This is a genomic window from Flavobacterium cerinum, from assembly GCF_004028155.1.
GTDB lineage: Bacteria > Bacteroidota > Bacteroidia > Flavobacteriales > Flavobacteriaceae > Flavobacterium > Flavobacterium cerinum.
In genome coordinates this window covers 1-23,988 of record NZ_SBII01000022.1, presented here as the reverse complement: position 1 = coordinate 23,988, position 23,988 = coordinate 1, and the positions used below count along the sequence as shown (strand labels likewise).

Here is a 23,988-nt window from a genome sequence, read left to right as displayed (position 1 = left end):
AAACCCCCACTGTAAAGTGGGGGTTAAAAGAATTAGGTCTTAGTGGTTTTTATTCTTCTCTGTTAATATAAACCCATCCTGTTATTGTTTTGCTGTTTAAGGCATCAATCATATAGTAGTATGTTCCTGTAGGCAGTTCGTTCCCGTTTCCGCCCTGGCCATGCCACTCTTTAGTGTAGTTCGATTTACTGTAAACTTCCTGTCCATAACGGTTAAAGATTTTTAGTTCTCTTACACCAAAACCAGAAAGATCAAACTCATCATTCATACCATCCCCATTAGGAGAGATACCTCGAGGGATATTACAGCTTACAGATTCTACATTGACTTCGGTTGTTGAAATACATTCTTCATCACCAATAGGGGCAATAGTTACTTTATAAATGCCTGTATTTTCAACAATAACTTTTGCATTAGTCCCTATCACTGTACCAGCTTTATTAGTCCAGGCAACTGTTACGTTACCGGCATTTAATGTACCCTTAGGATCAAAAACTACTTCAAGTGTATAATTTCCATTTTCACAACCTTGTTTGGATGTTATAACAGGACTGTCGGATGTATTTAATGTAAACGATAAAATACCTTTACAAACCGTTACTTTATATACGATACTTGCATATATAGTCTGACCCTCAGAAGTGTTCTCATAAGGCGAAGCAAGAGGGTTAATTCCGGCTGTGGCATCTTCTTTGGTTAAGTGATAGGTAATTATCAGTTTACTAGGGTCGTTAGTTCCGGTAATAGCAATATCATTATCTGTAAGATTAAATTTAGCCTTTCCATCGGTGCTGCATCTTACAAGATTTTTTGGAGTACCCAGTATACCTTCAACAGGAGGGTAGAACTCAATAACCACACTGTCTGATGTAAGACAGTCACTACCTGCAATACGTGCTTCTATAGTATATTCTCCCGGTTCTGAAACCACAAGCGAAGGACTGGTCTCGCCTTCAATCAATATACCGTTCTTAAACCATTTAAAGGTAAAGGCAACTGGGCTCATGCCACTAAGCAGAGTATGAGTCTGGCCGGCACATATAGCTGTTCCGTCTGCAATAGTTAAATCGAGACCTAATGAAGCACCACCGATATTAAAACTTCCTGCACCAAGGAAAATTGCTGAGTCATATCGGGTATCAAGCCTGTCAGCAATAACCATTTTAATATGATAGGTCGTGTTTGGAGTTACAGTAGCCCTTGCCTTCATTGGTACCGTGTATCCCTGATAGTTTATAGCAGCTACAGGACTATTTAATATACTTCCGTTGAAACGTTCAAAATACTCTGGATTTACCGATTCGCAGGCCTTGTTGTTTTCCTTATCACGGATGGTTACCACCGAGACAGGAGAGGTTGTGCCTGGTACTACAGCTAAATTAGTAGTTGTACCTGCGCTATCGGTAAGTAAAAACGCAAATGAATCTGAGAAGTCACACTGGAAATCGCCATATTCTTCTGAGGCGAATAAGAAATCAAAACTTATAGTTTCAATTAATGGAACAAAATCAAATTCAAGTATGGTTGCATTTTTTGAATCCATTGGAGCTCCTGTTGCTTCAAGTACTATCGCATCCAGGTCGTCATCGCCTGTCCATGAAATATCACCATCTTGTAGAATGTCAGTTTCAGGGCCTGGCGAACGCATCGCATCTCCTGTGCTCAATACAATTCCTTCTTCTAGAACAAACAATGATCCGTTTTTCTTAAAGTGAGCAATACCGTTTGGACCAATCTCACCCTGTTCATTAGTGAAGTTAATTCCTGTAGAGTAAGTAATGTTGCTTACCTGGGCACAATCTGAATTAATAAGAACATCAGTAACCAATTGCTGCACAGTATAGGTAGTGTTGTTAACAGCAATAGGAGGCATTACATTTCTAACACAAATGTCAAAAGTCATTGTCACTGACGGATTAGTAGAATATACTCTTATCTTATAGGTTTGCCCGATTGTAAGTCCTTCCACAGTCAGCGTTGGAGTGAAAGAATCACAGGCTAAGTTTACAAGGTTCTCGCATTCTCCCGAATAAATTGCAAAGTGTAAGCTATTAAATTCCGATATGTTCAATAAGGTTATATTATGCGTAACAGCGGTAGCTGTAAATTCAAACCATACATCATCTTCGGGAGTACCTATACAAGTAGATGGCTGTGGTGATTGTGTTGCTCCATGAAGGGTTCCGCCTTTTACAACAACACAATCAATACCTGTATTAACAGGCACATTAATCGCGTTTGCACATTCATCGTTAGTAATTGCTGTGATAAAATGTTTTGGTCCGTTCCAAGGGCTTTTTGTTGCACCGCAAACTGAGCGGATATAAAATGCATAAGACGTTCCTGAAAGCAGTCCTTCAACTGTATACGGATTATTACCGGTTATAATACCCGGCTCCGTTGGAGCACCCGATGTACTTGGTTTAACCACTATTTCCCACTGCGTTTCATTATTGCCAGGAGTCCATGATAATTTTGCAGTATTTGCAGTTATAGTATTTACTACCAGATCATAAGGATCTGCACATGCAGGAATCGCTTCTACCTTTACATCGTCAAGATAAAAGAACATGCCGTCAGAATTGTTCGATTGTGGACCCTGCCATGCAATATATACTGTACCTGTATAAGCAGTTAAATCTATCACCTTTTTAGTGTAATCCATATTGCTGTAGTTTGCCACAGGAACAAGAACCTCAGTAAAATCCGCAGGGTTTGTTCCCGTAGTAGACAGCATAACTTTTATTGTTACTGGGTAAACATCCCTGTATACCTTATATTGATATGTAAGCCTTTCATTACCCGTAAGGATAATACCCGGAGATATTAGCCAGTCGTTATTTAAGTTGCTGAATTCTGATGCATAACGGGCAGATCGGTCTCCTTCGTAGGTATCTCCTTCAGAGTTGGTTATCCATTGGTCCTGCCCTCCGTTAATATCCAGGATTTCCCAGCAGTATACAGATTGCGAATCACTATTGAAACTTTCATGGAAAGGAACATTATAAGTGTTGCATGTTGTCCTGAATTCATATGGGCCTACCCATTCACTGTTGCCATTTGTCCCGCCGCAAGCTGCTCTTACATAATATTCATAAGCAGTATTTGGAGCTAAATCTTCGGCAGTATGAGGGTTGGATACCGATATTCCTGTTCCCGTTGGCACACCTGTTCCCGGTGCTTGTATTACTATATCCCATGTTGTTTCTGTAAAACCCGGTTTCCAGGAAAGTACAGCACTGTTATTTGTAAAGTTTGCAGCATTAAGCTCTTCAGGTGCAGGACACGGAGGTATAGGATCAATAATTACATTGTCTATAGACAGTCCGGCTGTTCCCCCTTCAAATATCCAGGCAATATGTATTGTTCCTGCCGGTATTGCATCAAGAAAAATTTCGTGCTCAACATACATGCTGTTATTATAAGTAGCAGAAGGTATCAATACAACTGTAAAATCTTCAGGATCTATACCTGTTGTAGAAAGCATTACTTTAAAGTTGCAGCCTGCACCAAAAAAACCTGAAGTTCTTTGATGAAAACGCAAACGCTGGTTTGCTGTTATATTAATAGCAGGGGTTATCAGCCTGTCAATATTTCCAGACATAAACATAGGATCGAGGGTAGCAACTTCATCACCTTCAAATGGTAAAGAAGTATCATCGAGGTTCCAGGCAGCTTCGCCATTTATATTTTGAATTATCCAGCAGTTTTGTGTTGAAGAGTCGCTGTTAAAGCCTTCGGTGAAAGGAGCATTAACAGGGCTGCATAATGTTTTAAATACCATTGGACCAGCCCATTGGCTAAACTCCCCATCTCCACAGCTTGCTCTTACATAAAATTCATAAGAAGTGTTTTCTGTCAATCCGGGAGCATGATGCTGGTGAGCAGCAGTGTTTGTTCCAGATCCTGTTGGAGCTCCTGCACCTGGGGATTGTACTACATATTCCCATTCGAATGTTGCAGGGCCGTCCCAATTAAGGTCTGCGCTGGTTTGCGTGATATTAGTAACACTAAGTATTGGTTTTGTACAGTAGGGGTTGTTGCAGTCTACAGCACTTTCATATAGTACTGTGTTTGGAAAACCCTGATCTGGTTCTTTTTCGTATATTATCTGGTCAAATGAATTGCGGATATTTATTCTGATGTCGTTATTTGCAGATGAGTTCCCACCCTGATTCCAGAACAATTGAACCGGAACGCCATTACATAAAGGAATATTTACGTCTACCGGTGTACCGTCATTATCAGGGCCGGTTAAAATGGCAAGAGTAATTCCATTTTGTTTAACCGACATGGTATGACCTTCCCAGCTGTTGTTTACTCCTGACATGTGGAAAGTAAAACTACACTGATTTGCCACCTCACATAGCATTGTGTTAAAATAGTAAGGTCCTGCCCATGCACTAAAAGTACCGTTATTACAATCAGCTCTTACCCAATATTCATAATCGGTGGAAGGTGTAAGATCACCCCAGATATAGTTTGTATTATCGGTTATTGTTGACCCATTACCCTGAGGTACTCCTGTTCCTTTAGGTTGTACAGCGACACCCCAGGAAGTAGCACCTGTTGGATTTGTCCACGATAATTCGACTGAAGTCATTCCTATATTTGCAGCAGGAGAACCTACCGGCTCATCACAGGCAACTGCCTGTATTGTTAATGTGTACGGTACTATCGGTTCAGTGTTGCTTGAAGAAACAACGATATAATAATCTTCTCCTGCAGTTACATCAAATCCGTCAAGGGAAATAGCATCCCCTGTACCTCCATTAAGGCAGGTCACGCCAATATCTGCACATGAAGCATATATAAACATCCCCGCATATGGACTTGTATTAGTCAAATCAATATTTATTTCACCAGTAAAAGCAGCTACATATTTATAAATAACATCGTTACCGCTAAGGTAATTTTCCCATGAATCTGCATTACAGCCTGTTCCAGCCTCACCTTCATATTCATCACCAAAATTGTTTGTATTGTCTGTATCTGTAAAAGGCAAGGAGGCAACCACTAGTGGAGCTGCACAGGTATCTCCTAATCCTTTAGTGCAAAAATAAAAAGCACCCTGCCAATCGCTTTTGCCATTTACCCCGCAATTTGAACGCACATAATATTTATAACAGGTGTCTTGGGTTAAAACACCTGCAGGAACCTGAAAGGGCATCGTTCCAGAATAGGTATGTGTTGGTACTCCTGTTGGTACAGCTGCTTCTGGTACTATTTCAATGTCCCATGCAGTTGCGTCACCTGGATTTGTCCAGCTAAGATCTGCCGAATTTAACCCGATGTTTGCTGCTGTTAAAGCAGTTGGGCGTTCGCATTTTTTTACCACAGTTACATCATCAATCAGCCAGCGATCACTATTAGTTCCGCCTCCTGCCATCATAAAGGCAATTCGTACCTGAGCTCCAATATAAGAGGCAGGTATTGCTACGGTTTTCTCGGTATAACTTGTCTGATCGGGATTAATTTGTAATTCAGTCCATGTTTGCAATTCCGTATAAGAAGCCGGCGAATTAAGATCGGCCATAGGGGTGGCGGTAAGGTTCAGAATGAAGATCTTATAAATACTACCCTGATCCCCGAGCTGAGTAAGTCTTGAGAAAAAATGTATTTCGGGGTCAGCAGGTACTGTAAATACAGGAGTGACCAGATAATCTTTAGGAATACCACCTGTACTCAGATCTCTTTGCAGGTAAGCGGCGCGCGCTCCTGTATGTGCGGGCTGCTGAACTGTACTGTTCGCAGCGCCCTGAACCCAGGTAACACTGAGTCCTACTTCATTTTGCATCGTGAACCAGCCTGTTGCACTTGTACCGGTAGATGCAAGTGTAAAGCCTGTTTCAAATCCTTCCGGGAACTGGGCGTAGCCACAGAAAGACAGTAACGATGCCATGATCATTAATGTGATTTTTTTCATAGTTTTTGAATAATTTAAGGGCTTGAAGATTTTAGCTCTTAACCAGCTTTTTTTAATAGATGCTAAATGTTTGCTAAAATTGCGTACAAATCAAAAAAACTATGAGGAAATAGTGTGACATGAATCACGAAAAACTGTGATTATTGATGTTAAATGCCTGATAAGTAGTCGTATATAGATGTGTCTTCCGAAAGTTCCATTTTAGACACAATACGTTCCTTTCTTTTTCTACAAGCCTCGGCAGTAATGTTAAGCATGGATGCAATTTCTTTAGTGCTCAGATTCATATAGATGTAAGAAATGAATCGGAGGTCGTTTGCATTTAACGAAGGATGAAGTGTTTTTAACTGGTTTATAAAGCCGTGATTCACCTCTTCAAAATGGGTTATAAAGCTATCCCATTCGTCATCTGTTTTTAAATGGCTCTTAAGTGTTTTAATATGGTTGGTTAGTGACTGGTATTTAGAAAGCTCAGGCAGTTGTGATAGCGAGGAGATAACTTCTTCAATAAGCTGATTCTTGCCGGAAAGGTAAAGTGCCTTTGCAGATAGTTTTCTATTTCTTGTTTCTATTTCATTTTTCAGGCGTTCCTGTTCCAGTAGAGCAATCGTTTCTTTTTCGCTTATCTGTTTTTCCAGCAGTAGGTTTTCTGTTTTTTCTTTTTCGAGTTCAAGCGCTAACACTTTTTCATTACGTTCTGCAATGAGCTTTTTTTGTTTGTGCTTTGCCAATATATTTCTTAGCGACAGTATAATAATGGTAACGATAGCTATTATAAAAGTAATAATGTAGTAAAACCACTGACGTTCGGCAGATCGTTTTTCTTCGTTAATGGCAATTTGATTCTTGTAATCCTGAATTTCAAATTTCACCATGTTGTTCTCAAAAAGCTTTCCATTTTTTATATCATTAAGCTTTTCATCAGTAGCCATGATGGAATCTTTGTATTGCAGTGCTTTTTCAAAAGACCTGGTTTTGATGTAAACTTTAGTAAGCAGGTCGAAAACGGTTCTTTTCGTGTCAAGTTCGGGCTTTGCCGCTAATAGTTTATATGCTTCAGATTCTGCTAACGCATAATTACCTTCTTTTAAATAAGCTTCAATAATTACTGCTGATATTAAAACACCAATATTATTGTATTCAAGATCTTTTGTATGGGTATAAAGGTACTGTGCCTTTTCTCTTGCCTGTTTAGCATTGCCTGCAAGCAGGTCATTTTGCGCCAAAGTAACTTGTGCCATTGGGTATAACCCAGGCTCATTTTTAAGATAAGGAATCGATTCAAGAATGTATTTTTTTGCCTCTGTAAGGTTATTGGTTTCATGAGCCACTGAAGCTAAATTCATGGCATACAAACCTATTTTTATATTATCCTTGTTCTCTTTAGCTACATCGTAGGCTTTTTTAAAATACTCTTTTGCCTGTTTGTATTTTTTTTCTTTAGAGTATAAGATAGCAATGTTGTTAAGTACTACCATTTCAAACTTAGGTTCTAGTTCTTTAATAGCAATATTGTAGCTTTCAAGGTAGTATTTAAGGGCTTCGCCATAGTCCAGCATTTGATAGTAGGTAGCGCCTATATTATTATTGGCTAAAAAAAGCTGTTTGTACCAATGGTTCTTTTCTGCAAGAGATTTTGCCTGGGTGAGTAGTTCCAGCGATTTTACATAATTTTTATCCCACATGGCATCTATACCCTTCTGGATTAATGAATCGCAGTGGGTTGTAGTATTTGCATAAGAAGGTGCATACAAAAAAAGACACAGTAATAATAGATATACTGTATGGGCATATTTGTTTTTTTTGCGCGTTTTCACAATAAAGTTTCGGGATTAAGTACTGTCAAATATAAGGATAAGTATTTATCAAATAAAAAAGCTTTTCCGGTTAAGGAAAAGCTTTAGTATAATAGGCTTTAGTATGCTTATGATTTTTTGCCTGAAGCTTCAAGGTTTCTTTCGATCTTGTGGCCTGGACGTGTCCATTTTGGTTTTTCACCTAATGGCGCAAATTCAGAATCTTCTGCTTCAACAGTTTTAGGCTGTGAAACTTTTGTAAATGGTTTTTGTGGGATAAGTCCAAGCATGTCAAACATTTTCATGTCTTCGTTTACATCCGGGTTAGGGGTAGTAAGCAACTTGTCTCCTGCAAAGATAGAGTTAGCTCCTGCAAAAAAGCACATTGCCTGGCCTTCACGGCTCATTTGTGTACGTCCTGCAGATAATCTCACCTGAGTATCCGGCATAACAATCCTTGTAGTCGCTACCATACGGATCATATCCCAAATTTCTACCGGTTTTTCATTTTCCATTGGAGTACCTTCTACAGCTACAAGCGCATTAATAGGCACCGATTCCGGCTGCGGGCTTAATGAAGCTAGTGCAACAAGCATTCCTGCTCTGTCTTCTACGCTTTCTCCCATCCCTATAATACCACCGCTGCAAACTGTAACGTTTGTTTTTCTTACGTTTTCTATTGTTTGTAAACGGTCTTCAAAACCGCGGGTAGAAATTACTTCTTTATAATATTCTTCAGATGTATCAAGATTATGGTTGTATGCATAGAGTCCGGCTTCAGCAAGGCGTTTTGCCTGATTTTCGGTGATCATACCTAAGGTGCAGCACACTTCCATATCAAGCTTGTTAATAGTTCTCACCATTTCAAGTACCTGATCAAACTCCGGCCCGTCTTTTACGTTTCTCCAGGCAGCACCCATACACACACGTGATGATCCGCTGGATTTAGCACGAAGTGCCTGTGCTTTTACCTGTTGTACACTCATAAGGTCGTTTCCTTCTACACCGGTATGGTAACGTGCAGCTTGTGGGCAATAACCACAATCTTCAGGGCAGCCACCGGTTTTTATAGATAACAACGTGGAAACCTGTACTACATTGGGGTCATGTTTTACCCTGTGTACCGATGCTGCTTCGTATAGAAGATCCATCATCGGTTTATTATATAAGGCTATAATTTCTTCCTTGGTCCAGTCGTGCCTTTTTATGCTCATAACAAAGTTTTAATGTTGGACCAAAAGTAGCAATTTCCTATTAGGAATTGAAATTTATATAAAGATTAATGCTGGTTATGAGCGATATCGTCTACCTTATTGATTTTTTCTACTTTATCTTTCCAGTACTGCATTAAAGCAAAGGATACAATTACAGATGATGCAATACCTTCCAGGGCTAAACCGGCGCAAAATTGATATAAAGAAGGCTCACCGCCACCAAAGATGTAACTGGCAGAGAAATGGTTAAGATAGTCATTGCCTCCTTTATATTCTATATAGGCAATAAAGCTAAAAATCCCCAAAATTAGGCTTACTAATGCTGTAAAAATCCCCGAGACTAAATTTGTAAAGTAACCTCCCACATTATCGTGGTAATTAGACTTAATGGTTCTGTTTACACCATAAATAACAAATGCAAAATTTATCAGTCGTAAGTATATTTGGTCAGACCAGCCGACAACTTCCATTAAAAGGAAAAACAATGCAATACATGCATAAATGATGAAACCGTTGATTACTATTCTTGAGAAATTCATAGTTTTCGTTTTTTTGTTTATATTCAGTTAATAGATTCTTTTACAGTAGGTTCTTGAAAATACTCTATTCTTCGGGTAAATATATACAGATGTATTTATACCCGAATTTAGCGATAAAACGGTATATATGAATATGAATTAATAAAAATTTAATAAAAGAAATACGATTAAATAAGTAATTCTATCTAATCTATTGCATTTTATTTATCGACTGGAAGAAGTACCCAGGCGCAGTGTGAAAAATAATCCCAGTTAACGGCTGCAAGATCAGTTTTAGGGTCAATTAAAGCATGATAAGGTCTATTGTTTACACTCACATTAGTATTAGCATATACAGCAGCCTCTATGTTCTTTTCTGCAAAATGATGTTTAATGCGTTGTGCCATCTGCCAGATCATATCGGGTTTGGTTTCCATTCCGCTTTTTTGTTTGTGCGTAAGATCATCACTAAAATTATAAAACAGCGGTTCTCCAGTTTTTTTGTTGATTATTTTAAAATCAGTATCACCGCTACGGGACCGCAGCATCATTCTCCAGCTCAGGCGATGGCCTTCTTCTGTCCATAAAACATCACCCTTAATAAAGTAGTGTCGTAAAGGAAGTATAAGCTGAAGTATAAAATAGGGGATAAAGAAATAAATTAATGTGTTTTTGCCTTCATAAGTAATGGTGCTCACGTTTTGTGCTATCGGCTTTTTTTTAAGGAAGAGGCTTCTTATTTTTTCAGGCGGATAAAAGAATACTACAAAGCATAACGCAAAAAACGGAAAAATACCTATTTGAAGGGTAATGGAATTGAATATGTGAAAAATAACCGATGCAATAAATGCAATAGTTCTTGTCCTCTTAAATAGTAATAGCGGCACTACTAATAAATCGAATCCGATACCTGCATAGGTAATAAACATATAAAACCATTTTTGGGTCATGATTTCATAGAGCGCAGGGTTTGTGACCGATCGTTCTAAAAGGTTTTTCACAAAGGTCCCTTCCAACCAGCCCGGATAGAATTTAGCCAGTGTTGCAAAAAAATAAACAATAGTGATTTGTAATATCATAACCCATGAGCACCAGGCGGGCATGGTTAATTTCTTTATCTGAGGATTTTGTTTTGCATCTATAGAGCCATACCTGTCAGCCGGAAGGAATAACATGATCAGACAGATAAGAAGTAACAAATAATAGTGATTGTTGTATGATGTTTTCTGCATGAAATATACTCCGCCCCATAGTAACGTAAACAGCCCGAGGCTCCATCGATACTTATATCCTATCATAACGAGCAGACCCAAAATACCCATAGTGGCAAAGTAAAAATACATGCCATTACCAGGAAGTGGCTGCAGCCATTCCATGCCTATGTGCGAAAAAGTGAATTTTGGAGTAACGAGATTGTCGTTTACCCAGCCGGTAAGTATAGCGCCAAAGGTTTCGCAGGCCAGTAGGAAACCCAAAAAGATCCTGAAAATAATTAATGGGGCATTATCTATTTGGAGGAACAGGCGGTTTTTCATGCCCGGTTGTTTTTAAAATAATCCAGCGATTGCTGTTTGTCTTTTTCAAGCTGAAGTTTAAGGGCATCAAAAGATTCAAATTTAACTTCGTCACGGAGCCTGTGGTAAATGCTTACTGTTAGTTTGCTTCCATAAAGATCACCATCAAAGTCATGGTAGTGTACTTCGATGGTGGTATTAGTACCATTAACAGTAGGGCGGGTTCCTATGTTCATCATACCCTGTACCATTTTGTCATCGATCATTGATGAAACTACATATACGCCGTTTGCAGGAATAAGCTTGTAGCTTTCGTTTATTTCAATATTTGCAGTAGGGAAATTAATGGTTCTGCCCAGTTGTTTACCCTGTACTACTGTACCGGTTATAAAATAAGGATAACCTAAAAACTCATTTGCAGTTTCTACGCTGCCACTTGTGAGCGCATTTCTTATTTTGGTAGAACTTACTGATACTTCGTTTATTTCTAATGCTGATATTTTTTCAACCTCAAAGCCATATTCGTGCCCAAAACGAATAAGGTCATCTATCGTTGCTGTTCTGTTACGTCCAAAACGATGGTCGTGCCCTATAATTATTTTAGAGATATTAAGTTTGTCTACCAGTATGTCTTTTACAAACTCTTCGGCGGTAAGCCTTGAAAAAGCATGGTCGAAAGGATGGATGATAAGATTATCAATACCTTCATTTTCTAAAAGCACGGCTTTTTCCTCTATAGTATTAAGGAGTTTAAGATCGGTGTTTTGCTGTAAAACCATTCGCGGATGCGGGAAAAAGGTAAGCACGAGGCTTTCGCATCCAGACGATTTACTGCTTGTTATGAGTTTATCCAGTATACTTTTATGGCCTTTATGAACGCCGTCAAAAGTGCCTAAGGTAACAATGGTCTTTGTAGCAGAGCTAAACTCCTGTATAGAATTGAAAATTTTCAAACCGCAATTTTAAGTTCAGCAAATTTAATTATCTGTATCCAATTAAATTATGATACGCCTAAAAAATTAAGCATTAATTTACTGTAATTGTCCATTATAAGGTAAAATTCGTTTATTTGAAGGATACACTTACTGTTTTTGTCTTTTGATTGTCTATAACGTCGGGCAGTTCGATGTGCAGTTTTTTGTTAGTATAACTCATATTACCCTTCTCTATTTTATAAAATCCGGCCTTGCCGCGGCAGAAACAATGTACTCCAAAAAGCATTTTTGTTTTTTGAATATCTATATCCGTTAGGTTGAGGTTCGAGAACATATTATCCGTTTCAAAAATGATATCTTCACTATAGCCGGCATCCTTTAATTTTGGATCGGTTATGGTTTTATAGGTGTACTTCACAACTGTTTTTCCGGGTGTATTTTCCAGATGATAATAGATGTGATTTGTATCATCAGTTTTAATTAAAAGACTTTTGTTTTGTAAAACTTCAAAGTTACACTCGCTTTTAGGAGGGCAGGGTGTTTCAATAGTATGTTTTCCCCATGTAGTAGATGAGTCTTTCTGGCTTTTGCAGGAAAATAAGGCTATAATGGAAATGTATACTAAGATTTGCTTTTTCATGGGCTAAAAATAGAAATAAATGCAGGGAAATTTATAAGTATTAACGTGATATTTACAATTACATATGTTTGTTAAAATAATGTTGTATAATATTAATTAATATCTTCGCTGTCTGGAAAAAATAAATTTTTATGAAAAAAAGAATACTATTAGTAATAACTGTAGTACTATTCTGTACTTATGGTTATGCGCAGGAAGCTTTGTGGAATAAACAGAGCGATAAAGGCATTAAAAAGTCTGACCTGCTTGACAGGACTTCTGTTCCGTCAGAATATCAATTGTTCAGTCTGAATCTTGATTTGCTTAAATTAAAATTAAAGGATGCTCCGTTAAGAGAAAGTAAATCCTCAAATTTAATCCTGCAATTTCCGGATGCTGATGGGAAGCTGAAAAATTTCCGAATTTTTGAGGCTCCAGTAATGGAACCCGGTCTTGCTGAGAAATATCCCGACTTAAAATCGTATGCAGGTCAGGGTGTAGATAACCCTGCTGAAACAATTCGTTTTAGTGTTACATTATATGGTTTGCACAATATGATGTTTAGTGATAAAGGAGCATCTTACATTGATCCTTACACTAAGAATAATAAAATGTACATAGTGTATAATAAAACAGATCTAAGTGCTCCAAAAATGTTTAAATGCGGAGTGAGTAATACTCACGCCAAAAAACAAAAAAACGGAGGACTTACTACATTGAGTGAGCCTGCAACCGATGGGATAATGAGACATTACAGGCTGGCCATGGCATGTACTATAGAGTATGCTGACTTTCATATTAATGCTGCCAACATGAATGGCGGTACATTGGCACAAAAAAAGCAGGCTGTATTATCGGCAATGATCGTTACTGTAACACGGGTGAACAGCATTTATGAAAAAGAGCTTGCAATAACATTACAACTGGTAGCTAATAATGATGCCTTGATCTTTGTTAATTCGGATACTTTTGATAACGAAAATAATGAGAATATACTGCTGGATCAAAGCCAGACGGTTATAGATGGAATTATCGGGCTTAATAATTATGATATTGGCCACACGGTAAGTACAGGTGGCGGAGGTGTTGCTCAAATGTATTCTCCTTGTTCAAATAGTAAAGCGATGGGAATTACAGGTTTAGGAGCTCCTGTAGGTGATGCTTATGATGTTGATTTTGTGGCTCACGAAATGGGGCACCAGTTTGGAGCTAACCATACCTTTAATAATGATTGTGATGGTAATATAAGTTATGATACTGCTTACGAGACGGGTAGCGGAAGCACTATTATGGCTTATGCAGGAGTATGCTTTCCAAGTGTTCAGGATCATTCAGATGCTTACTTTCATAAAATAAGCATACAGGAAATAACCGATTTTATAAAAGACTGGGGAAATTGCTCGCAAAATACCACAACAGGTAATGCAGGGCCAATTGCTAATGCAGGATTGGATTATACCATACCTAAAAGCACTCCATTTATATTAAAAGGTACAGCTACAGATGCTAATGATGCTACTTCTCTTACTTATAGCTGGGAACAGATGGATCTTCAAACATCAACTCAGCCACCAGTTGCTAATGCATCTAACGGGCCTAGTTTTAGATCAATGCTGCCTAAGACAACCCCAGATCGTTACATGCCTAATTTAAATGCTGTAATTGCAAATAATCTTGCTCCAACCTGGGAAGTGATCTCCAATGTAGCACGTTCTTATAATTTTGCATTCACAGTAAGAGATAATAATGTTTTAGGTGGTCAGGTAGCGTATGATGACATGCATATAAATGTTTCGGGTGTTGCAGGACCTTTTCTGGTAGTAACGCCTAATACCAATGTTTCATGGCAGGCTGGAAGTACCCAAACGGTAACCTGGAATGTGGCAGGTACTACCGGAAATGGAGTAAATGCAGCTTTTGTAGATATATTACTGTCTAGTGATGGCGGACTTACTTATCCTGTTACGCTGGCTACACATGTTGCTAACGATGGCAGTGAGTCTATTACTGTGCCGGCTAATGCTGCAGGTACAACAAACAGAATAATGGTTAGGGGTAATAGTCATATATTTTATGATATTTCCAATACAAATTTTACAATTACAGCTGCTCCTGCTACTCCCGCTATTGCAGTTAGTATAGTGGGTAATGCAAGCAAAACGGTTTGTAAAGGAAATGAGGCGACTTATAGTTTGTTATATGAAGCTTTAGCTGGCTTTACAGGAACTGCCACTTTTTCGGCAACAGGTAATCCATCAGGATCTACAGTCGTATTTAGTTCTTCAACGGTGTCTGCAACAGGAAATGTAACAGTTACAGTACTGACAACAACAGTTATTGCCGTTGGGCAATATCCTATAGTAGTTACCGCTACTACAGGCGCTGAAACAAAAACGGTGACTTTAAATCTTAAGGTATTAAATACTGTTGGAACGGTTCAGCTTGTTGTACCGGCTAATAATGCTACAGGGGTTTCCAGTAATGTTGAACTTGCATGGGCACCAGCATCTAATGCTGCAAACTATGCAGTTGAAATAGCTACTGATGTAAACTTTGAGAACTTAGTAGCAAGTGGGGCTGTAGACTTTAATAGTTTTAATGCATCTCTTCAGAATGGTGTGACTTATTATTGGAAAGTTGTTCCTTTTAATGCAGGATGCAGCGGTGCAGTCAGTGATACATTCAGTTTTACAACAGGAGAAGTTGCCGGAGTAAATGATAATGTTCTAACGAACTTTAGTCTGTTCCCTAATCCAAATAACGGAAACTTTACGGTGAAGTTCAACTCGGTTACAGGATCTGAAATCAAAATGGCTGTGTATGATATAAGAGGCAGACAGCTTTTAAATAAAGTTGTAGCTAATACTGGTCTTATAGAAGAGACATTATCTATAGGCGGTGTTGGAGCAGGAGTTTACCTGGTGAATATTCAGGATGGCGATTCGGTCATTACCAAAAAGATAATTATAGAATAACAAAAAAGGGATGCAATTGCATCCCTTTTTTTATTTACCGTTATAACTGCTCATTGTATTGGCTAAGCCAGATAGTGCAAAAGATTTTATAGCTTCTGCCGACATATCCAATCGCTCCAGGAGTTTTACTTTTTCTTCGTCATCCCATTCGCCAAGTACATAATCAACCTGCTTGCCTTTTTTAAACTCGTCGCTTATGCCAAATCTAAAACGGGCATACTCTGATGTGTTTAATAGCTGTTGCGTGCTTTTTAATCCATTGTGGCCGCCGTCACTTCCTTTAGCCTTTATTCGAATAGTGCCAAAAGGAATGTTGAGGTCATCGGTTACAACCAGTAAGTTCTCTAAAGGAATGTTCTCTTTATCAAGCCAGTATTTAATGGCTTTGCCGCTAAGGTTCATGTAGGTGTTCGGCTTAAGCAGTATAAGCGTGCGTCCTTTTATTTTAACTTCAGCCACAGCGCCAAGTTTAGCCGTTTCAAAAGAAGCTCCTTCCTGCTGGGCAAGACGGTCTACCACTTTAAAGCCAATGTTGTGGCGTGTATTTACATATTCTGCGCCAATGTTACCAAGGCCTACAATAAGGAATTTTTTCATTGGATCTGTATTTTCTTCAATGCCTTTTTTAGTAAAAAGGGAGGTTAACCATTTCATGTGTGCAAAAATAAGATTATTTATGGATTTAAGGTTTACTAAAATAACCTTACAATTTAAGCAATGACTGTTAAATTACTCACTAAAAAATTTGTAAGATTTTTAACTTATATTTAACTAAATCTATTGATTTTCAATTGATTATAGTGTTAGGTTTGTGTTAACCAATTAAATATTATTAATTATGAAAAAAGTTTTATTAAGTGTAGCTGCCTGTTTAGTGCTAGCCGGTACGATGAACGCTGCAAATGCAGTAAAAAGTATTGAGACAAAACTTCTTGAAGTAACTGTTTCGGAATGCTTATGGTCTGTTATTGTTTATACTCCAGGAGGAACTGAAATTACCAGGAAGGAACATAAAGGTACAGAAGGGGGAGTTGATTGTTTAACTCTTGCATCTAACCAAATTAAAGCTTATGAGGCAAAGTATCCAAATGCAATTGTGAAATATATTGCAGGAGGTACCGATACTCCTAAGTAATTCTTGGTTTTTATGAAGTCTAACGAAGCTATATATTTTAAAATTTCCTTAGAGAGTGTTAATTATCTATAGCTTGAATTTAATACAGGATGGAATAATTTATTCCATCCTGTATAATAATATAAAGTTCTATGAAAATATTATTGTACATTTTTTTAACATTATTGTATTACCCCTTATTTGGTCAAAGTCAGAACCAATGTGCTGAAGTAGAATATAGTTTTTTTGGTAATACTGAGCTTCCGACTTCTTACTATGCTACTTTATATATCAATAAAGATATTTCATTATTTCATGAAAAAATAAATGGGGCTGTAAGAGGTGAGCTTAAAACTGATGATGGTCGTGTTTATGAGTCTTTTACTACTTCGACTAAACCCCGTTTTCTAGAGCCTTACTTTAAGATTGATCGTAGCAAGCATGAAATCTTTTTTTTTGAGGTGATCGGAGCTAATACATACTTAATACAGGACAATTATCAAAATTTGGAATGGTTAATTACAGATGAAAACAAAATAATAAATAATCTTTCCTGTAATAAGGCTATTACTAATTTTCGTGGTAGACAATGGGTTGCTTGGTTTACTACTGAAATACCTTTGTCATTCGGTCCCTGGAAATTACACGGACTCCCTGGACTAATTATTGAAGCATATGATGCTACAAATAGGTATACTTGGAGAGCAGTTAAAATAAAATTTGAAAAAAGTGATTTATTTAATAGAGATTTTGGGTCACTAATAAAAACTAAAAATACAAAACCTATAGCCTATCGGCAGTTTTTATTAAATTCGAAAGAATATGATAATAATGTTGATGCAGAAATGATGAAAAATGACCCAAACCTTCGAGATATTTCTGTTCCAAATAATGGTTTGGAAACGAAATACGAATGGGAGAAATAAATATTATAAGAAATTCATAAATATGAAACTTTATTTATATATCTTTTCTCTGTTATTATCCTCTTTTACTTTTGCTCAAAGTAAAACAACTGCTATAGTAGAATACAAACAGGTTAATAACGGTTATTTCCGAAGTCATTATTATTGCACTTTGTTTATAGAAGGCACTACAACCATTTTTCTTCCTAAATACAATACAACTTACGTAACTGAGGGTGAAAAAATAAATAACGAACCTAAGGAGATCTACCCGGACTGGGAGTATTTAAAAATAGATCATGGAAAGCAGCAAATATGTTTTTTTGGTGCATTTAGTACAAATTTTTTCTTAATAAAAGATGATTACAACAAGCTCAACTGGATTATTAGTGAAGAGGTTAAAACTATTGGGGGCTATCAATGCACAAAGGCCACTACAAATTTTCGTGGCGTAGACTGGATTGTATGGTTTGCACCGGAAATTGCACTTCCCTATGGTCCTTGGAAACTGCATGGCCTACCCGGTCTTATTCTGGAGGCTTCAGCAGGTAAAGGATCTCCTAAATGGATTGTTGAAAAGATCGAATATAAAAACGGTGATATTTTTGATAAAGATTTTAAAATGTTAGTTGATACAAAAAATAAAGAAGCAATACCTTTAAAAGAATTTTTAGAAAAAAATAAAGAATGGTCTGATAATGTTACTGCTAAAATGAAGCAGGAACGTCCAGATTCGACAATTTACACAGCACCAATTAGAGGAGATTATGAAGAAAAATATGAGTGGGAGGAATAAATATTGAAAAATTCATAGTATTTTTCTTAATACATAGTGCTATTATAAAAAGTGCCATTCTATAACGCAAACTAAACCCTTCATTAGTGCCTAAATTTTACTTATTCCTATTATTCCTTTCCTCAATATCTGTATTTGGGCAGGTTATTGTTACCGGAAAAATAACTGCTGCTTCTGGTGAAACATTGCCGGGGGCTTCTGTCGTTATTAAAAATAGCGATGGGAAATTTATTGCTTATGGGATCTCACAGGAAAATGGTAATTATACCCTAACTATTAAAGAAGCAGGCGAGTTTATACTTGAAGTTAATTCTTTGGGTTTTGAAAAGAAAAATGAAAACATACTTGTAGTTGCAGGTGAAAATATAACAAGAAATTTTAAGCTGAATGAATCGAAGGAAGCGCTTAAAGAGCTAATAATAGAAGCAGAACGTCCTGTAAAGCGTCGTGGTGACACTCTTGTTTATGATGCAAAAAAACTTGCTAAAGGCCATGAGGTGGTGGTAGAGGATTTGCTTAAAAATATACCGGGTATAACAATACAAAAAGATGGTAAAATATTTTATGGAGATACTCAGGTAGAAAAAGTAATGGTAGGTGGTGACGATTTGTTTAACCGTGGCTATAGCCTGCTGACTAGAAATATGCCCTCAAAGCCTCTGGATAAGGTTGAGGTGTTACGGAATTATTCAAATAATAAACTCCTTAGAGGGATTGAAGATTCAAAAGGTGTAGCCCTGAATTTAACGATTGACGAAAAATATAAAGATATATGGTTTGGTGATGTATCATTAGGTTATGGTAATGAAGATCGTTACAACGTGGGCGGTAACCTGATGAATTTTGGCAAAGCCTATAAAAATTTCTTTACGTTCAACGCTAACAATTCAGGACTTGATAAAGTGGGTGATATCAATGATATGATCTACAATTCTAATGAAATGGAATCTATGGGAGGAGGTGATAATGCTGTAAGTGTAATGTCTATGGGAATTAGCGGTCCAAAACTCGATGAAAGCCGCTTTCGTTTTAACAATGCCGAAATGGCAACGCTTAGTACAGTTATACCTTTAAGCTCTAAACTAAAGCTTCAGTTAAAAGGGTTTTTAGGATTTGACGAATTGAGTGCCTGGAATAACTCCTATTCGGTGGTTGATATACCGGGAACTTTTTTTGAAAACAGCCAAAATAATAATGCAGTTAACAAGCTGAAAAAGGGCTATATCAATGCGTATCTCAATTATGATATATCGGCTACAAAAATGTTCCAGGCGTCTACTACTTTAAATAAAGGGAGTAATGACTTTAGGAATAGCCTGATTTTTAACGGTACAAGTACCCGCGAAGAATTGGATACAAAAAACACTTACTTCGATCAAAAACTTACCTATACCCACAAATGGAATGACCGCAATGTGGTGCTGTTGAAAGGGCGCTTTTTATCAGACAGGCTTCCGCAGCAATATGGCATTAACGATTACCTTATGGGAGACCTGTTTGCATACGGTAATATTTCTTCCATTGGTAACAATGTGCAAAGCAAAAAACAGTATGCTGGGCTGCAGGCTGATTTTAAACTCAAACAAAAGAATAACGACCTGATAGAATTTGCGATAGGGTTTAACGACAACCGGAATGACCTTACTACGCGCTTTAGTCTGTTTACAAGTTCTGGAACGATACTACCTGACGACTTCCAATCGCAATCGCATTACAACGTAGGTGACTTATATGCGAGTAGTGGTTATAAATGGAATTTTGGTAAATTCTCAATAGGAGCGAATGCTAATATGCATCAACTTTTCAATAGGTTTGTGAGCACAGATGGTACTACTATAAAGCAGAATCCTTTTTTTGTAAATCCTAATCTTGATGCTTCTTATTCGTTTAATCCGCAAAACACACTTTTGATAAACTATAGTTATAGGGTTAACAATAGTAGCTTAATGCAGGTAAATGATGCCTACCTGCTTACTTCTTCCCGCAGTTTCTCAAAAGGATTGGGATATTTTAATCAACTGGAAAGTTCTTCAGCAAGAATTATGTATTCAACCAGTCATTACCTTAATCGTTATAGTTTTTCCTGGAGTCTGGATTATTCAAAACAAAATGATGCCATTAGGAGCCGGAGTCGTTTAGAGCAAAACAGTTCGCTATCGGGAGCTTTTGTAATGAAGGGAGGCGATAGATTTGGTGGCGGTTTTAATTCGCATTTTATAGTAAGGAAACTTAAGGGAAGTGTAAAACTGGATATTCGTGCAGGCAAATCGGTATATTATAATATAATAAACGATTCAGGGCTGCGTAAAAATACATCCTACAATCAAAACTATACGCTTGGTTGGAATAGTGATTTTAAAAAAGCATTCGACTTTAGTATTGGTACAGAATGGAACTATTCGCAAACAAAGTCTGAAAACACATTTAGGAATAGTACCAAGATAAGCTTCCTGGACTTAATGTATAAAACAGGAGATAACTTTACCATGAAACTTTCTACAGAACATTATAACTTTGGCGGACTAGATAAATTCAACGATTACTTTTTCTCTGATTTTGAAAGCTCTTATTCGTTTAAAGATAAAAAGTATATTGTAACTCTAAATGCCCGAAACCTCTTTAATACCGAAACGTTTACTACTTATAGTATTTCGGACATTGGATATTCGACTAACTCATACAGGCTATTACCAAGATATGTAATGCTGTCTCTCAAATTTAGATTTTAAAGAGGAATAGGAGCATAAAAAAAGCGTCCCTTTTGAGGACGCTTTGATATATCGAAAAATAAATAATTATTTTTTCTTTCCTTTTGCTGGAGCTTTTGCAGCTTTTGCAGCTTCCTGAGCAGCTTTCATTGCAGCACGTGAAATTCTCACTTGAGCAACCACTGTATTATCAGGGTTAAGAAGTTTAAAGTTATTAACTTCTAATTTAGTAACATAAAGTTTGTTACCCATTTGAAGTTCAGAGATGTTAGCCTCTACAAAGTCAGGAAGGTTAGCTGGTAACGCTCTAACTTTAAGCTTACGTTGGTTAAGACGTAAAACACCACCACCTAATACACCTGGAGAAGTTCCAGTGATTTTAACCGGTACTTCCATAGTGATTTCTTTATCAGCATGAAGTTGGTAAAAGTCAATGTGTAAAATTTTGTCAGATACAGGGTGAAACTGTATGTCCTGAAGGATAGCGTTGTAAGATTTACCAGAAAGCTCAATTACCACTGTGTGTACGTTTGGAGTGTAAACTAAGTCTTTGAATGCTTTTTCTTCTGCAGCAAAATGTACTGGCTGATCTCCTCCGTATAACACGCAAGGAACCATTCCAGCATTACGTGCTGTACGCGTTGCCGCCTTACCCACGCTTTCTCTTTCAGATCCTTTAATCGTAATTGATTTCATTGAAATAAAATATAGTTAATAAATAATAAATTACATAATAAACTTCCCACTAATGGAAGTGTTGTTCTGCACCATGTGCATTACATCGGCAAAAAGATCGGCGCATGATACTACCTTGATTTTGCTTGTTTGCTTTTTAAGCGGAATACTGTCTGTAACGATAAGTTCAGTTAGTTTAGAGTTTTCTATTTTCTCATAAGCTCCACCAGATAGTATTGCATGAGTACAAATAGCCCTAACGCTTAATGCACCTCTTTCGATCATCAGGTCAGCAGCTTTTGCAAGCGTTCCCCCTGTATCGATCATATCGTCAACAAGTATAATATTCTTGCCTGTTACTTCGCCTATCAGTTCCATAGTCTCAATAACGTTAGCCTCTTTTCTTTGTTTGTAGCAAATTACTACATCAGACCCTAAAAATTTAGAATAAGCATAAGCTCTTTTAGAACCGCCCATATCCGGTGATGCAATTGTTAAGTTTTCAAGGTTAAGACTCTTTACATAAGGTAAGAAAATAGTAGAGGCAAATAAATGGTCTACCGGTTTTTCAAAGAACCCTTGTATTTGATCAGCATGAAGATCCATAGTCATGATTCTTGTTGCTCCTGCCGATTCCAGCAGTTTTGCCACAAGTTTTGCTCCTATCGGCACTCTTGGCTTATCTTTTCTGTCTTGTCTCGCCCATCCAAAGTAAGGTATTACAGCAGTGATGTGCCTTGCAGACGCTCTTTTTGCAGCATCGATCATTAGTAAAAGCTCCATTAAATTGTCTGAACTAGGAAAAGTCGAACAAACTAAGAAAACCCTTAAACCCCTGATAGACTCTTCAAATGAAGGCTGGAATTCACCGTCACTGTATGTAGATAACGTAACTTTACCTAATTCCGCACCATAGCTCTTAGCTATTTTCTCGGCCAGGTACACACTTTGAGAACATGCAAATATTTTTGCTTCAGGCTCTTGGTATGTCATTTTAAATTGTTGTTTTGTAGTTAGTTAGTCTTATGCTCTATAAAAGAAAGTGCAAATTTAGGAATTTTATTGAACTCTGGAAGGAAATTCTAATCTATTTTCGTTTAAATTAAATATTATTTTTTACATTTGCACCCACAATTGAGAGATCAATTGCCTGGATGGCGGAATTGGTAGACGCGCACGACTCAAACTCGTGTATTTAGGTGTGTGGGTTCGATTCCCACTCCAGGTACTGAATGGGAGACTTTCTTAAGAGAGTCTCCCATTTTTATTTGCTGCTATTTTAAGCTCGCTATGAGTGACTTATGATTTCTATTTGCGCTTTAAAATCAAAATACTATTCTGCGTTGCTTTAGGTTTTGTCTTTTCAATTTAGGAGATATGGTTTTTTGTCATGAATTGATTTTCTCTGCTGAATATTTTCTTTTTCACATTTGCTTCTGTAAACCTAAAAAAGTAGAATCACATCTGTGTTTTTTAATGTTTCGGTTATGTGTTCTTAATAGTAAGGGAGTAAATTATGTTTGATTGAATTATATATACATACTATATAAGGTGTAGAGTATTTTGATTAATGTTTAAAAATGATTTTAGAGTTGAGTGTTTTGCTCCTTAATATATATGAGCAGTGATCTCCGGGTTTTATTGGTAAAGTTCTTTCCCGCTGTTTGCTTTCTCCCTGTCGAAAGGAGCAGGGTATGCCGCTTTCATCGGGGCTGTGAGTAAAAACCAGTCCAAATTGGTAAACAACGCGAAAGACTCTCCTTATATATAAGAGTAAAAACGAAGCAAAAGCGACAAACCAGCAAAATTCAGCCCTATCCAGGGGATGTCCCGCAAAAACAAAACCCGTACAAAACGGATAATCCCCACAAACCAGCCTTAAACCCGCACTTCCTTCGCAAAGCTACCCGTCAAAAGGCAAAAAACTTTCACTCACAAAAAACAGGAATTCAGCGAGTTAGAAATTAAAGTTAACGAAGTATTAAAAAAAGGTATTTAAAAGCTTGTAGAAGTGGAAAGAGTTGTTACTTTTGCACCCGCATTAGAGGCGAAGTTCTTATATATATTGAAGCAAGTGAAGCAATTTAAAAGCGCTGAAAGGCCTTTAAAATAAGTAAAAAAAGATTTGCACAGAACGGATAAAGGTTTTACCTTTGCCCTCCCTGGCCGAAAGGTGAAAAGGGATTGTGAGAGTTCTTAGATTTACTGAAAAGCTTCAAAAAAAATAAAGAGATTTATTTTCAAAAAGGCTTGCGGGATTAAAAAGAAGTTGTACTTTTGCACCCGCTTTGAG

General features: G+C 37.4%; 15 protein-coding genes and 1 tRNA gene. 6 read left to right on the top strand and 10 right to left on the bottom strand.

Translation table 11 applies throughout. The features are described 5' to 3' along the window. Positions 1-49: 49 nt before the first annotated feature. The 7 genes from EPI11_RS18770 to EPI11_RS18740 form a co-directional block, all read right to left on the bottom strand. Positions 50-5,926 (bottom strand): choice-of-anchor J domain-containing protein, encoded by a 5,877-nt coding sequence (locus tag EPI11_RS18770; RefSeq protein ID WP_128391528.1) that lies wholly within the window; start codon positions 5,924-5,926, stop codon positions 50-52. Positions 5,927-6,075: 149 nt separating this feature from the next. Beyond that, a complete protein-coding gene (locus EPI11_RS18765; protein WP_128391527.1) occupies positions 6,076-7,743 on the bottom strand; it encodes a tetratricopeptide repeat protein in 1,668 nt (555 codons plus the stop codon). 107 nt (positions 7,744-7,850) lie between these two features. Then, on the bottom strand, positions 7,851-8,936 hold the full coding sequence (bioB, locus tag EPI11_RS18760) for a biotin synthase BioB (protein WP_128391526.1): 1,086 nt from the start codon (positions 8,934-8,936) through the stop codon (positions 7,851-7,853). Positions 8,937-9,001: 65 nt separating this feature from the next. Further along, complete coding sequence (locus tag EPI11_RS18755) at positions 9,002-9,475, bottom strand: hypothetical protein (protein ID WP_128391525.1); 474 nt, start codon at positions 9,473-9,475, stop codon at positions 9,002-9,004. A 200-nt stretch (positions 9,476-9,675) separates the two neighbouring features. After that, positions 9,676-10,989, bottom strand: coding sequence for an HTTM domain-containing protein (locus EPI11_RS18750; protein ID WP_128391524.1), 1,314 nt, complete (start codon positions 10,987-10,989; stop codon positions 9,676-9,678). Next, positions 10,986-11,921, bottom strand: a complete 936-nt coding sequence (locus EPI11_RS18745) for a bifunctional riboflavin kinase/FAD synthetase (RefSeq protein ID WP_128391523.1) — start codon at positions 11,919-11,921, stop codon at positions 10,986-10,988. Before EPI11_RS18745 ends, EPI11_RS18750 begins: the two co-directional genes overlap by 4 nt. Positions 11,922-12,033: 112 nt before the next feature. Next, complete coding sequence (locus EPI11_RS18740; RefSeq protein WP_128391522.1) at positions 12,034-12,543, bottom strand: hypothetical protein; 510 nt, start codon at positions 12,541-12,543, stop codon at positions 12,034-12,036. A 131-nt stretch (positions 12,544-12,674) separates the two neighbouring features. Between EPI11_RS18740 and EPI11_RS18735 the strand changes: the two genes are divergently transcribed. Further along, on the top strand, positions 12,675-15,497 hold the full coding sequence (locus tag EPI11_RS18735) for a zinc-dependent metalloprotease (protein ID WP_128391521.1): 2,823 nt from the start codon (positions 12,675-12,677) through the stop codon (positions 15,495-15,497). Positions 15,498-15,527: 30 nt separating this feature from the next. Here the strand turns inward: EPI11_RS18735 and pth are convergent, their stop codons facing one another. Next, positions 15,528-16,151: an aminoacyl-tRNA hydrolase gene (gene pth, locus EPI11_RS18730; RefSeq protein WP_128391520.1), complete on the bottom strand. Its 624-nt coding sequence runs from the start codon at positions 16,149-16,151 to the stop codon at positions 15,528-15,530. A gap of 184 nt (positions 16,152-16,335) precedes the next feature. On the opposite strand from pth, the gene EPI11_RS18725 reads away from it, so the two are divergent. The 4 genes from EPI11_RS18725 (at position 16,336) to EPI11_RS18710 (ending at position 21,041) form a co-directional block, all read left to right on the top strand. Next, positions 16,336-16,632, top strand: a complete 297-nt coding sequence (locus EPI11_RS18725; protein WP_128391519.1) for a hypothetical protein — start codon at positions 16,336-16,338, stop codon at positions 16,630-16,632. Positions 16,633-16,763: 131 nt separating this feature from the next. Then, positions 16,764-17,537 (top strand): GLPGLI family protein, encoded by a 774-nt coding sequence (locus tag EPI11_RS18720; RefSeq protein WP_128391518.1) that lies wholly within the window; start codon positions 16,764-16,766, stop codon positions 17,535-17,537. Positions 17,538-17,559: 22 nt separating this feature from the next. Beyond that, entirely contained in the window at positions 17,560-18,312 is a 753-nt protein-coding gene (locus tag EPI11_RS18715) for a GLPGLI family protein (RefSeq protein WP_206619145.1), read from the top strand. An 86-nt stretch (positions 18,313-18,398) separates the two neighbouring features. Next, a complete protein-coding gene (locus EPI11_RS18710) occupies positions 18,399-21,041 on the top strand; it encodes a TonB-dependent receptor (protein WP_128391516.1) in 2,643 nt (880 codons plus the stop codon). 66 nt (positions 21,042-21,107) lie between these two features. On the opposite strand, the gene EPI11_RS18705 is transcribed toward EPI11_RS18710, so the two are convergent. Next, positions 21,108-21,716 (bottom strand): 50S ribosomal protein L25/general stress protein Ctc, encoded by a 609-nt coding sequence (locus tag EPI11_RS18705; protein ID WP_128391515.1) that lies wholly within the window; start codon positions 21,714-21,716, stop codon positions 21,108-21,110. 30 nt (positions 21,717-21,746) lie between these two features. Next, entirely contained in the window at positions 21,747-22,688 is a 942-nt protein-coding gene (locus EPI11_RS18700; RefSeq protein ID WP_128391514.1) for a ribose-phosphate pyrophosphokinase, read from the bottom strand. A 155-nt stretch (positions 22,689-22,843) separates the two neighbouring features. Between EPI11_RS18700 and EPI11_RS18695 the strand changes: the two genes are divergently transcribed. Continuing rightward, positions 22,844-22,923 (top strand) — tRNA-Leu (locus EPI11_RS18695). Positions 22,924-23,988: the final 1,065 nt, after the last annotated feature.